The organism is Geothrix oryzisoli (assembly GCF_022808865.1).
Lineage (GTDB): Bacteria > Acidobacteriota > Holophagae > Holophagales > Holophagaceae > Geothrix > Geothrix oryzisoli.
In genome coordinates this window covers 70,578-83,077 of record NZ_JAKZLB010000001.1, presented here as the reverse complement: position 1 = coordinate 83,077, position 12,500 = coordinate 70,578, and the positions used below count along the sequence as shown (strand labels likewise).

General features: G+C 68.7%; 11 protein-coding genes. 2 read left to right on the top strand and 9 right to left on the bottom strand.

From position 1 onward, the window contains the following. Positions 1-92: 92 nt before the first annotated feature. Positions 93-1,040: a carbamate kinase gene (locus MLE43_RS00355; RefSeq protein WP_243300638.1), complete on the top strand. Its 948-nt coding sequence runs from the start codon at positions 93-95 to the stop codon at positions 1,038-1,040. Between the two features lie 23 nt (positions 1,041-1,063). Then, positions 1,064-1,357, top strand: a complete 294-nt coding sequence (locus MLE43_RS00350) for a YciI family protein (RefSeq protein ID WP_243300637.1) — start codon at positions 1,064-1,066, stop codon at positions 1,355-1,357. Positions 1,358-1,426: 69 nt separating this feature from the next. Here the strand turns inward: MLE43_RS00350 and MLE43_RS00345 are convergent, their stop codons facing one another. The 9 genes from MLE43_RS00345 to cysK form a co-directional block, all read right to left on the bottom strand. Beyond that, a complete protein-coding gene (locus tag MLE43_RS00345) occupies positions 1,427-5,836 on the bottom strand; it encodes a PAS domain S-box protein (protein WP_243300636.1) in 4,410 nt (1,469 codons plus the stop codon). Between the two features lie 375 nt (positions 5,837-6,211). After that, positions 6,212-6,766 carry an OsmC family protein gene (locus MLE43_RS00340; RefSeq protein ID WP_243300635.1) on the bottom strand — a complete coding sequence of 185 codons (555 nt, stop codon included), beginning with the start codon at positions 6,764-6,766 and terminating at the stop codon, positions 6,212-6,214. Between the two features lie 198 nt (positions 6,767-6,964). Next, positions 6,965-7,930: an MlaD family protein gene (locus MLE43_RS14735; RefSeq protein ID WP_275975976.1), complete on the bottom strand. Its 966-nt coding sequence runs from the start codon at positions 7,928-7,930 to the stop codon at positions 6,965-6,967. Then, positions 7,927-8,532, bottom strand: a complete 606-nt coding sequence (locus tag MLE43_RS00325) for an ATP-binding cassette domain-containing protein (RefSeq protein WP_243300634.1) — start codon at positions 8,530-8,532, stop codon at positions 7,927-7,929. Before MLE43_RS00325 ends, MLE43_RS14735 begins: the two co-directional genes overlap by 4 nt. 59 nt (positions 8,533-8,591) lie before the next feature. Beyond that, positions 8,592-9,380, bottom strand: coding sequence for an MlaE family ABC transporter permease (locus MLE43_RS00320; RefSeq protein WP_243300633.1), 789 nt, complete (start codon positions 9,378-9,380; stop codon positions 8,592-8,594). A 38-nt stretch (positions 9,381-9,418) separates the two neighbouring features. Then, positions 9,419-10,228, bottom strand: a complete 810-nt coding sequence (locus MLE43_RS00315; protein WP_243300632.1) for a transporter — start codon at positions 10,226-10,228, stop codon at positions 9,419-9,421. 10 nt (positions 10,229-10,238) lie between these two features. Next, complete coding sequence (locus MLE43_RS00310) at positions 10,239-10,868, bottom strand: CAP domain-containing protein (protein ID WP_243300631.1); 630 nt, start codon at positions 10,866-10,868, stop codon at positions 10,239-10,241. Between the two features lie 45 nt (positions 10,869-10,913). Beyond that, the gene (locus MLE43_RS00305) at positions 10,914-11,411 is read right to left on the bottom strand and encodes a DUF4395 domain-containing protein (protein WP_243300630.1); all 498 of its coding nucleotides are present in this window, start codon (positions 11,409-11,411) and stop codon (positions 10,914-10,916) included. Beyond that, on the bottom strand, positions 11,411-12,376 hold the full coding sequence (gene cysK, locus MLE43_RS00300) for a cysteine synthase A (protein ID WP_243300629.1): 966 nt from the start codon (positions 12,374-12,376) through the stop codon (positions 11,411-11,413). Before cysK ends, MLE43_RS00305 begins: the two co-directional genes overlap by 1 nt. Positions 12,377-12,500 lie beyond the last annotated feature (124 nt).

Here is a 12,500-nt window from a genome sequence, read left to right as displayed (position 1 = left end):
GCAAGGAAACTCTGGATGGAGCCGGCTCTGTGACGCCCGTCCTTTGATCCACCTGCCGGGCCCTGTAGAATCCTCGTTTCCCGGGGATCTGCATGACCCGAAAGATCGCACTCCTGGCCATCGGTGGAAACGCCCTTCTTAAAGAGAAGGAGCGCGGGCTGCAGGAGGAGCAGCTGGAGAACGCCCGGGAGACCGCGGAGATGCTGGCGCGGGTGGTGGCAGAGGGTTATGCGCTCTGCGTGGTGCATGGCAACGGGCCCCAGGTGGGCAACCTGCTCATCCAGCAGGAGGCCGGATCGGGCCAGATCCCGCCCTACAGCCTGGACATCTGCGGCGCCATGACCCAGGGCTCCATGGGCTACATGCTGGAGCGCATGCTCATCAACCGGCTGCGCTTCATGAAGCTCGACGCGCCGGTGACCTCCGTGCTCACCGAGGTGGTGGTGGACAAGGAGGACAAGGGCTTCCAGGATCCGACCAAACCCGTGGGCCCCTTCTACCCCGAGTTCCGGGCCCTGGAGCTGATGCGCTCCAAGCGCTGGAAGATGAAGGAGGACTCGGGCCGCGGCTGGCGCAAGGTGGTGCCCTCGCCCAGGCCGATCGAGATCGTCCAGCTGGACGCCATCAAGACCCTGCTCCAGTCCGGCAGTTCCGTCATCGCCGGCGGCGGCGGCGGCATCCCCGTGATCCGCGATGCCAGCGGGCTGCTGGTGGGCGTGGAGGCCGTCATCGACAAGGACCGCCTCAGCGCCCTGCTGGCGGCCCAGCTTGGAGCGGACCTCTTCATCATCCTGACCGGCGTCGCCAAGGTGGCGCTGGACTTCGGCAAGCCCACCCAGCGCTGGATGGACCGGATCACCGCCACCGAGGCCCGGAGGCACCTGGCCGAGGGCCAGTTCCCGGCCGGCAGCATGGGCCCCAAGATCGAGAGCGCCCTGGCCTACCTGGAGGGCGGCGGCCACGAAGTGCTCATCACCACCGCCGAAGCCCTGGCCACCGAGGACCCCGCCACCGTGGGCACCCGCATCGTGCGAGACTGAGGGCTCCCCGGAGGAAGCTCCCGATGTACGCCCTCATCCTCGTCCGCTACCGCCGTCCCCTCGTCGAGGTCGAGGCTGTCACCGAGGCCCACCGCGCCTATCTCAACACCCTGAAGGCGCAGGGCATCCTCCTGGCCTCGGGCCCCCTGGATCCCCGTTTCGGCGGCGCCTGGCTGGTGCGGGTGCAGGACGAGAACCCCCTGGCGGACCTGGACACCCTCCGCGACGGCGATCCCTTCCACAAGGCCGGCCTCGCCAACTACGAACTGCTGGTGTGGAACGTGATGGCGGGCAAGGACGGGCTGGATCGGATGTGATCCAGACCCCAGGCGGGCATTTGGACGGACACTCCCCGGACCTGGCTGCAAGACACCAGAGGCTGCGCCTCAGGGGAGGAGTTCGGCCAGCTTGGCCTGGAGTTCCTTCAGGCTGAACGGCTTCCTCAGGCTGTGCACCAGCGGCCGTCCGTCCATGTGGGGGGCGACGAGGTCGCTGCTGTAACCCGTGGCCACGAGGATGGGGGTGCCGGGCCGCAGGGCCAGGAGCCGCGGCAGGACCTGGGCGCCGCTCATCCCGGGCATGTTCATGTCGAGGATCACCAGGTCCGTCGGCAACCCCTCTTCCAGGAGGCGCAGGGCCTCCTGTCCCTCCGACGCCTGGGTGGGCTGGTGCCCCAGCAGCTCCAGACCCTGCATCAAGGCTTCACGGAACAGGTCATCGTCATCCACCAGCAGGATCTTCTGGCCTCCTGGGCCCATTGCCGGTGGAGCGGCTGGGCCCGGCTCGGGAGGCACGCCTCCCACCCGCGACGCCGGGAAGGTCAGGACCGCCTCCGTCCCCTGCCCCACTTGGCTATGCAGTTCCAGGGACCCCTCGTGGGCCTTCATGGTGCCGTACACCATCGACAGCCCCAGGCCCGTGCCCTTCCCCTTGGGCTTGGTCGTGAAGAACGGCTCCATGCACTTGGCGAGGACGTCAGGGGCGATGCCCTCGCCCGTATCCTGCACCCTGAGACTTATCCCGCCCTCGGGGGTCCGGGCGGTCTGGAGGCGGAGGGTTCCCCCGTCGGGCATCGCGTCGCAGGCATTGACACACAGGTTCATGAGCGCGTGGCTGAGGGCGCCGGCATCTCCCCGGATGAGCCCCAGCCCTTCCTGGAGATGCACGTCGAGGTGGATGTTCTTCAAGACGGTGTGGCTCAGGAGCTCGCTCATCTCCTGGATGAGGCCGTTCAGGTCGACCGGCCGCTCTTCCTGGATGTCCTTGTGGGCGAAATAGAGGAGGCTTTTCACGACGTCCCGGCCCCGCAGGCAGGCGCTCATGATCGTCTCGAGGGACCTTGCCGAGCGGTCCGACGGGTCGCTCCGCTCATGGAGGATCGAGGCCGTCCCGAGGATGGCGCCCAGCACGTTGTTCATGTCGTGGGCCACCCCGCCCGCCAGGCTCCCCAGGCTCTCCAGCTTCTGGGATTGGTAGAGCTGGGCCTCCAGCTGCCTCCGCTCAGCCTCGACCCGCCTCTGTTCTGTGATGTCTTCCTTGAGTGCGATGTAGTTGGTCAGCGTACCGGCTTCGTCCCGGACCGGGGCGATGGTCGCCCGCTCCAGGAAGGTCCGGCCCTCCTTCGTGAGGTTTGCGAATTCGCCCACCCAGACTTCGCCCCGTGCCAGAGTGCTCCACATCTGCGTGTAGACATCCGAGGGTGTTCCGGGCGACTTCAGGAGGCGGGGATTCTGGCCGATGGCCTCCTCGGCGGAGTAGCCGGTCACCTGGGTGAACCTGGGGTTCACATACTCGATGGTCCCCCTGGGATCCGTGATCACCACGCTGAGCGGGCTCTGCTCCATGGCCACCGAGATCTTCCGGAGGGCCTGCTCATCTTCCTTCTGCTCGGTGATGTCCTGGATGACGCCGACCAGCTCCGCTGGCCGGCCTTCCGGATCCCAGTGCAGCTCCCCCCGGCCATGCACCCATCGGGAGGCGCCATCGGATGGGCGGACGATGGGGTACGCGAGGTCGAAACGCTCGCGGCGTTCGATGATCCCGGCGACATAGCCTGCGAGCTGCTCGCGGGGGCCCGGGGGGACGAGATCGGTCCAGCCGGCCAGGGTCCGGGGATAGTCAGGTCCGATGCCGAAGATCCGGTCGAGGTAGGGGCTGCTCGTCCACTCGTCCTTCCCGATGTCCCAGGTATAAGTCCCGACGCCACCCGCCTCCTGGGCCTCCCTCAGCAGGCGCTCGCTCTTCTTCAGCGCGGCCTCGGCCTCGCGGCGGCGGGCCTCGCCCGCCAGATGGTCCAGGGCGTAGGACACATCCATGGCCGCCTCGGCGAGCAGCTCGGCCTCATGGACCCCGAAGAAATATTTCTCCCCGGCATAGACGGCCAGGGCGCCGATCACCTGCCCTCCCTCGCGGATGGGGAAGGCCGCGGCGGAGGCGAAGCCCGACCGGATGGCGGCCTCCCGCCAGGCCCCCGAATCCGGCAGGCCCAGGTAATCGTTGAAGACGCAGTGGCTGCCCTCCCGGATCGCGGTGCCCATGGGGCCGTGGCCGATGGGCGTATCATCGCTGCGCACGTCAAGAGTGTCCAGGTAGCCCGCCATGTCACCACACTGGGCGGCCCGGGCCACCTGGTGCGTGACCGGATCATCCAGGCCGACCCAGGCCATCCGGAACCGTCCGTGCTTCACGAGGGCTTCGCAGAGCCTCGCGAACAGATCTTCGCGGGAGCTCGTCCACACGATGGCCTGGTTCACCTGGCTGAGGGCGGCATAGAGCTGGGTCATGCGCTGGAGTTCCCGCTGCTGGGCCAGGCGCTCCGTGACATCCCGGATGAAGCTGACGACGATCTGCTCGTCCCCCAGGTCCACCACCTTGGCACTGACTTCCGCCGAGAAGGTGCTGCCGTCCTTGCGGCGATGCACCGTCTCGAAGCGGGTCGCCCCCAGGGCCTTCATCCTGGCGAACTGGGAAACGCCCTCGGCATGAGTCTCGGTCACGCGCAGGTCCATCGCACTCATGCTCTGGAGCTCCGCGAGGGAATAGCCGTAGTGCTCCACGGCCCGGGCGTTCGCCTCCCGGATCCGCCCTTCCCCGTCCATCAGCAGGATGATGTCGTTGGCTTGGCGCATCAGCCCTTCGAAGCGCTGGGAGAGGTTCAGCTGCCTGCGGACCATCTCGGCATCGTGATGCCGCACCATCAAGCCCAGCCCGGCGGCGACGATGACCACAATGCCGATGAGCCCGATCCCCCCGAGCCAGATCCGCCGGCGCAGAGGGCCGTAAACCTCGGCCTCATCCACCTTCGTCACCATGCCCCAGGGCATGGCCCGGATCTGATGGATGGCCGCCAGAACGGGTTCTCCGCGATAGTCCAGACCCGCCACCAGGCCCTCTTGGCCACGCGCCGCCAGGGCCGAGGGCATGCTGGGGTCGGCCTTCAGTGGCAGACGGAGACTCAGGGCCGGCTGGGCCCTGTGCCGGAATTCACTCAGGTAGAGGATCTCGTCACCCCCCCGGCGCACCAGCAGCGTCTCGGCGCTGGGGCTGGCCGTGGGCCAGGACGTGACCAACGGATAGAGAAATGTCCGGGGGTCCATGACCAGCAGCAGGGTCCCCTCGGCCAGGGAGCCGGGCTCTGAGCTCGCCCCGATCGGTATCCACAGGCTGAGGTGGATATCCGGCTTGCCCGGATGCTGATGGAGGTCGCGGATCATGACCTCCTTGGATCGCAGAGCCGCCTGGAGTTCGGAGGCATCCCTGTCTTCATCGCTGAAGGCCTCTCCACTGGGCACCGAGATCCGGACCCGGCCCAGCCGGTCGAACAACACCACCCGCCGGTAGGTCCCGCGTTGCAGATCCTCCATCGAGGCCCGCAGCTGCGCTTCGGGCGGCGCCCCGGGCGCTTCGGCCAGGAACCGCCGGAACGCCCCCTGGATCAGGTTCCCCCGTGCCACCCGATCGGCGACGGCGCGGCGTTCCGCCATCCAGGCCTCGATCTGATGGGCCTTGAACTCCGCGATGGTCGACAGCTCCGTGTGCACCTGCGTGCGGGTCGCCTTGAGCTGGGCCCGGAGGAAGAATGAACCGCCGCTGAGGACCAGCACGCCGAGCAGCAGGAACAGCGCCAGGGGGCCTGTGGTGAACCAGAGGGGCCGGGGGCCGCGCCCATGCCCCGGCACAAAACCGAACACGGCCAGAGGCCAGGTATCGCACCCGGCCGCGAGCATCAACGCGAGACCGAAACCGACGGAGCAGAAGGCCGAAGGCAGGGACATGGGTGCGAGGCCCGACTCGTACAACAGCGGCGCTCCGGCCGCATAGCTGATCAGCACCACCGTGCCGATCACCAGGGGGACCTGGGCCAGGAGCGAGGCGACCTGCCGCATCCGCCGGCGCACGAGCATTGATGACGCGGAGAAGGAAATGGCCAGCCCCGTGAGGAGCGACGCAGGCCGTCCGGGAATCGCCCAGCGCCCGAGAACGGGTACAAGCCCCAGCAGGCGCCAGGCCACCACCGCCAGGCCAAGGCACAGTCCAGCCAGAACCAGGCCCCTGGCCACGCGCCGCAGCAGCGCAGAGCCTGGCCAGACCCTCTCCAGCAGCAACGCTCCCCCCAGCACCAGCACCAGAACCGCCGCCGTGGGGGACATGGGCACCATGCCCTGGCTGATGGCGGCGAGATACCGGGTTTCCAGGACGAAGCCGAGCAGCGCCAGAAGGCCCACAGTGCAGATGGTCAGGCCAAGCCCGAGGATGGTGCGGCGGGCGACCTTCTGCATGAGCGGGGGACCGGTCAACAACCACACTCCCGGGAGGCGATCCATTCAGGGCCAGATCTCGTTTTCGAAGGGAGAATCGCGGAGTTGTCCAGGTTCTCCAGCCATTGCATTGAATTTCATAACTCGATTCAACGATCGCGGAATCGGGCTTGTGATATTGATCACACAAAGGTAATCAATGCTCAACCCAGCCCTCCGGTCGGCGTTCTGGAGTTGTTCGTCTCCTGCTCCCGAGGACGCGAGTGCCCGCTTCAGGGCCGCTGCCCCTCGTCTTCCGTTCGATCCGGATCCACCTCCATCGCCCGGAGGGATCCCGTACATCGCAGCGGGGCGGCTGGCCCAGGCCACACCGCCCCGCTCAGAACAGACCTGCACCTGCAGTGGACTGAGCCCTCAGTGGCTCATCTTGATGTCCACGGGATTCTTGAAGGTGTCGTAGAGCGGCGAGGTGCGGATCACCCGATCGTGGAGTTCCTGGATCTGGGCCGGGGTGCCGCTGCAGGCGAGGTTCACCTTCACCCGGATCTGGGACAGACCGGGCCGGATGTTCTTGTCCAGTTCCAGGAAGCCCTGGAGATCCGAGTCGGTCTCCATGTCGAAGCTCAGGCTGCTGATGTCCAGGCCCATCGCCGTGGCGTTATAGGCGTAGGTCACGCTCAGGCAGGCGCTGAGGGCGTGGAGCGCCGCCTCCCCGGCATTGGGCGCCAAGTCGGTCCCCAGGAGGGCCTCGGGCTCGTCCGCTTCGAGGAACATCGGCGTGCTCCGCTTGTGCTCCATGCCTGCCCCGTAGAGCGAATCGAAGGTGCTCTGGGAGTGGGCTCCGTTGATCCATTTGGCCTTGGACCGGAAGGTGAACTTGGCGAGGGCGGGATTGGCCTTCACCATCGAGACGGTGGTGTTGAGGGCATCCACATTCACGCCGTTGTGGATGGTTGCGATGCTGCCCATGGATCCTCCTGCTGGATCAGGCGCTGTCCCAAACGAAGGACCGGCCTCCGACGGGAAGCGCGTGTAGGACACCCACAAGGGTCCCGCAAGCCACGGGGCCCCCTGGAAAGAGACCCCCAGGATGGGCCCAGTTGAGCCTGAAACAAGGTCGCAAAATTCGAACCAGCCGGTCCCGCCACCTATGCGCCGAGGCCCCAGCTACTTCGGTGGCGGTACAGCCTTGGCCGCCTCCAGTGCCTTCCGGGCCTTCTCCCGCTCAGCTTGACCAGGGGTGCCCCAGATGACCCGGCTGGGCTTCTGTTTCAGCAGTTGCAGCAGTTCCTCCGCGGAATCCAGGGACCGCCGCAGCGCCTTGAGGCTGGCCTCCAGCTCGGGCTGGTCCTCCGCCCGGAACCGCGTCAGCAGCGCGTCCGACTGCTGGAGGGCCGAGGCCAGGCTCATCAGGATCTGGTCCAGCTCCGGGGCCCGCTTCTCCAGGAGTCCCCGGGTCACGGCCAGGCTCCGCTCCAGGTCCTCCAGGGCCTTGTCGGCCTCCCCCATGCTGCGGTCCGCATGGGAGGCCAGGCCCCGCCCCTCCCGGGCCAGGGCCTGGAACTCGCGCAGGGTGGCATCCAGGGAGCGCAGGGCCTGGGCCACGGAGGGGTGCTCCAGCAGGTCCCCCAGCCCCTTCTGCCGGAGGCGCTCACGCACGGTGTCGAGAGAGGCATTCAGGTTCGCCAGCAGGCGGTCGGCACGCTCCAGCACACCGCCCAGGGATACGCCCTCCTCCCCTGGGATCTGCTCGCCTGGCGCCAGCAGCACCAGGCGTTCCCCGGGCGGGGGCAGGCGCAGGTCGAGCATCACGCTGCCCACCCCCTTGGGCGCCACCACCGCGCGGGTGCCTCGCCACAGCCGGATGTCCGCGCGCACGGCCAGGGTGGCCAGGAAGTCGTAGTCCGAGCCTTCCTGGCGCATGTCCACCCGCTCCACGGCGCCCACCCGATAGCCCTTCAGCTGCACGTCGGTACCGGGCACCAGTCCTTCCATCTGATCCAGACGGACCACCAGCGGATACGATTTCTCCGTCACGGCACGGGCGTTCTTGTAGGCCAGCACGCCGGCAAAGAGGGCCAGGGCCAGGATGACGAAGAGCCCGAGGCGGGCATCCTGCTTCTCGAAGTTCATCTTGGCTCCGGAGATGTGGCCGCCAGGGCCAGCTGGATGGAGTTCGACGCCAGCCAGGGAAAGGCCTGGGCGTCCTCCGCGGCCACCACGAGCGTGCGGCCAGAGTTCCCGGCCCAGGCCCGGATCAGCTCCAGCGCCACGGCCCGGTCCACAGTGTCGAGGCCGTCCAGGGGATCGTCCAGCAGGACCAGCTGCGGCTCGAGGGCCAGAACGCGGGCCAGGTTCGTGTGCTTGCGGGCCGCGCCGCTCACGGCATGGGGACGGAGCCCCGCCACGGCCTCGAGATCGAGCCGCGCCAGGGCGTCCGCGGTCCGCCGGGCGACTTCGGGCTTTCCCAGGCCCAGGAAGCGCAGGGGCAGGGCCACGTTGTCCTCCAGGCTGAGGTTCGACAGCAATCCGCCCGCGGCGAAGGCGAAGCCCAGGCGCACGCGCCCGGCCAGCGGGAGGGCTCCGTCACCAGGCCAGACGGCAATGCCCGCAATCCGGAGTGCTCCACTCCGGGGCCTTTCCGTCCCCGCAAGCACCCTCAGCAGGCGGCTCTTCCCGGAGCCGCTGGGGCCCGTCACCAGGAGGTTCCCGCCCTCCGGCACCTGCAGATCCATCCGCTCCAGCAGGCATCGCCCATCGGGCGCTTCGCAGGTGACGCCCCGGGCCTGGATCATCAGAAGTAGAGGAGTGCGGCGATGAGGCCGTCGATGACGAACACGGCCACCAGGGCCGATACCACGGTCCTGGTGACGGCTTGCGGGATCTCGGTCTGGCTGCGCTGGACGCGGAGCCCGAAGTGGCAGGCGTGGAAGGTGATGGCGCCGGAGATGAAGACCACTTTCAGCAGGGTCGCCGCGAAATCCCGGTTTGACAGTGCCTGTCGCACCGATTCCATGAAGAAGCCCCAGGTGACGCCGTACTTCAGGCGGGCCACCAGGAAGCCGCCGCCCAGGGCCGCGGCGTCGAAGAACACCACCAGGGCGAAGACCGACACCAGCACCCCCAGCCAGCGGGGCAGCAGCAGATACCGGTAGGGATCCACCCCGTGGACGGCGAGAGCGTCGACTTCGCCGTTGAGCTGCATGGCCCCCAGTTCCGCGGCGATCGCCGTGGCGCTGCGGCCGATGACCAGCACGGCCGTCAGCAGCGGGCCCAGCTCCCGCAGGATGATGAGCACCATGAGCGTGCCGATGTAGTTCTCCGCGCCCAGGCCCGAGAGCTGGCTGAAGGCCTGGATGAGTGTCACCGCCCCGAGCAGCAGGGCCGTGCCCATCACGAGCACCCCGGCGTCGAGGCCCGTGAAGCGGATCTGGAGCTTCGTCTGCCCGCCCACCACCGCCAGCTGGCCGGATCGGAGCGCCAGCCCGGAACGCAGGGTCCGCCACACCAGGTGTGCCTGGTCGCCCAGGAACTCCAGGAAGCCGCGCACCGGCGCTCCCAGCCGCGCAAGGAAAGCCATCATTCACCCGAGGGATGGCTCCCAGGCTAGCAGAAAGCCGTTCAGGGCTGACCGCCCCTGCTCTGGGAGGGGCGGAGGCGTGCGCCTTCCAGGTCGAGGGTCACCTGATAGCCGAGGTAGAGGTGGGTCTCCCGGTCGCCCGACAGGTTCCGGCCGGCGCTGACCAGGAGGTGGTCCCGCTCCGACAGGTTGAAGATGGCCCCGAGGTTGAACCCCTCGGAGGCCCGTCCACCCAAGGTGGCCGGGGAGCGCCGGAACACCTCTCCGCCCACGGTGGCCCAGCCCGACAGATCGCGCTGGAGCAGCCACCCGAGGTAGTGCCAGTTGCGCCGGCCGTCCCCCGGGTTCCGCCACCAGCCGTACCCGCCGTAGCTGGTCCAGGAACCCCAGCTCTTCTGGAGCCAGATCGGGAGGTACACCTGGGTGTGCCCCGCGCCCAGCCCCCGGTCAGCCGCTCCCGTGGGAACCTCCACCAGGGGGAAGACGCCCACCTGGGGCCGCATGTCCGTTTCGCGCAGGACCCGGACCTTGAGTCCGATCTCGGTATCCCCGTACCCCCGCGTCACGGGCCCACCCGCGGGCTTGGCGTAGGCCAAGGGGGCCACGATGTGGAACTGCGTTTCGGGCAGGATGCCGTCGTTGAACTCCACCAGGGGCAGGCTGCCCGTGGCGCCGCCGGGCGTCCGGAGGCCCAGCCAGCTCAGGTACAGCTCCATGTGGTGGTACTCCACCGGCTCCGGATCATCGGTGGAGAAGGGAGGCCCCGCCAGCAGCGAAGCGCCCAGGAGCCCGGCCAGAAGCGGCCCGCGCCACCGGCCGCCCTGCGCCTGCGCGTCCGGGGGCCGGCCCATCTCCCCTGCCCTACCGCCCCGCCACGAACCCATCGGCATAATCGATCACCGTCACGGTGCGGTACTCCCGATGGGGCGCCGCGCCGGCACCAGCCTGGTGGAGGTCCGGGTTGAAGAGGTTCTTCCGGTGGCCGCGGCTGGCCACACCGTCGTCGATCAGGAGCTGGATCACCACCTGGCGGGCGTCCTCCTCTCCCGTACTGATGTTCTCCGCGACGAGCCCCTGCCAGCGGCCCAGCCGGTTGAGGCGGCCCGAGAGGCGGCTGCCGTCGGAGCCCGTGTGCTCGAGGCTGCCCCTGGGCCCGATGTCCTGCGCATGCAGCCGGGCCGCCAGGGCGAGGCCCTCGTTGAAGCGCAAGGGGCCCACGGGCCGCGTGGATTCCAGGAAGGCGATGGCCTCGTCCAGGGCCGCAACGCCCTCCTCCGTCCGCAACGGCACGCGCCCTGGCCGGTTCCAGAGCGTGCCCTCGAAATATGGCCGCAGCTCGCGCAGGTGCTTCGCGTAGGCCTTCGGCTGGACGCGGGCGTCGCTCATCTCCTGGACCACCGCCCGCTCGAAGGCCGTGGCCTTCCTGGCCTCCCCGGGGGCGGCCTGCACAGGAAGCAGGATCAGGACGAGCGGGAAGGCTGCGAACCGCATGTTGGGCACCTCGGTGGCAGCCTCAAGGATAGGACGGGGCGCCGCTCAGCGCGCCGGTTCGTCGACTCCGCCGGAGAGGGGCCGGACGGTGGCGGTGTGGACCCAGGGCAGCCAGGGATGGACCTGGCAGGCCAGACAGAAGCCGAAGAAGGCTTCCAGCCCCGCGCAGACCCCGAGGACCGCGGCCAGGCCGAGGCCCAGACCCCGCTGTCCGGCCAGCAGCGCCAGGCCGATCCCCAGGGAGAACAGGAACCCCACCGAGGCTGCGAAGCGCTTGGGTCCGGCATTGATCTTCCGTTCGGCCAGTCCAGCCCGGCGGCGCAGGAGGCCCGCCGCGCGCGCCACCGGACTGAGGGCCGGGCGCCCCAGGGCGCGCAGGGCGAAGTCGGCGGCCAGCAGCAGAACCGCCCAGCCTAGGCCGAACCCCGCGGCCAGGGCCAGCACCGCCAGCGACAGGAAGGCGGCGAAACGGCCGGCCGTCTCGTCCGTGAGGTCCCGGGAGATGGGGCAGCTCGGGCCCGGGCGGAACGCCGGTCGACCCATCAGAGCGCCGGCCCATCGATCTCCGCGAACAGCGGGTGCGTCAGGTAGCGCTCGCCGGTGTCGCAGAGCACGGCCACCACGGTCTTGCCCTCACCCAGCTCCTTGGCCACCTCCAGCGCCGCGAAGACGATGGCGCCGGTGCTGATGCCCGTCAGCAGGCCCTCCTCCCGGGCCAGGCGGCGGGTGATGGCGATGGCATCGTCATAGCCCACGGGGCGGACGCGCTGGAAGGCCTTCTTGTTGAGGATGCCCGGCACGAAGTTCGGCCCCAGGCCCTGGAGCTTGTGCGGGCCGGCCTTCCCTTCGCTCAGCAGGGGCGAGGTCTCGGGCTCCACGGCCACCACGAGGGTGCCGGGCTTCTTCTCCGCCAGCACCTCGCCCACGCCGGTCACGGTGCCGCCGGTGCCCACGCCCGCGACGAAGGCATCCAGCTCCGGCACCTGCTCCAGGATCTCCAGGGCCGTGGTGCGGCGATGAACGGCGGGGTTGGCGGGATTCTCGAACTGGCGCACCAGGAAGTAGGACGGATCGCCATCCGCCAGTTCCTGGGCCTTGTCCACGGCGGCCTTCATGCCCCCGGAGCCGGGCGTCAGCAGCAGCTCCGCACCATAGGCCTTCAGCAAGGAGCGGCGCTCCTGCGTCATGGTGTCGGGCATCACCAGCGTGATCTTGTAGCCCTTGGCCGCGGCCACGAAGGCGAGGCCGATGCCGGTGTTGCCGCTGGTGGCCTCCAGCAGCGTCATGCCGGGCTTCAGCGCGCCGCGGGCCTCGGCATCCTGGATCATGCTCAGGGCGATGCGGTCCTTCACGCTGCCGCCGGGATTGGCGCTTTCCAGCTTCACATAGACCTTGGCCGAGCCCTTGGGCACCACGCGGTTCAGGCGCACGACGGGGGTGTAGCCCACCAGTTCGTACGCGTGCTCGACGCGGTTGGGGCGGTCGGTGGGGCGGGCCGACTTGCTCATGGGGGCTCCTTCGAGTTCGGGCGCGGCCCGGAATGGAGAAGTATGGGAGGGAAACCCATATTGTCAAGTTTGTTAATTATTTTTATTATGCATTTCAGACGACCGCTAGACTGTCCGGGGAGGC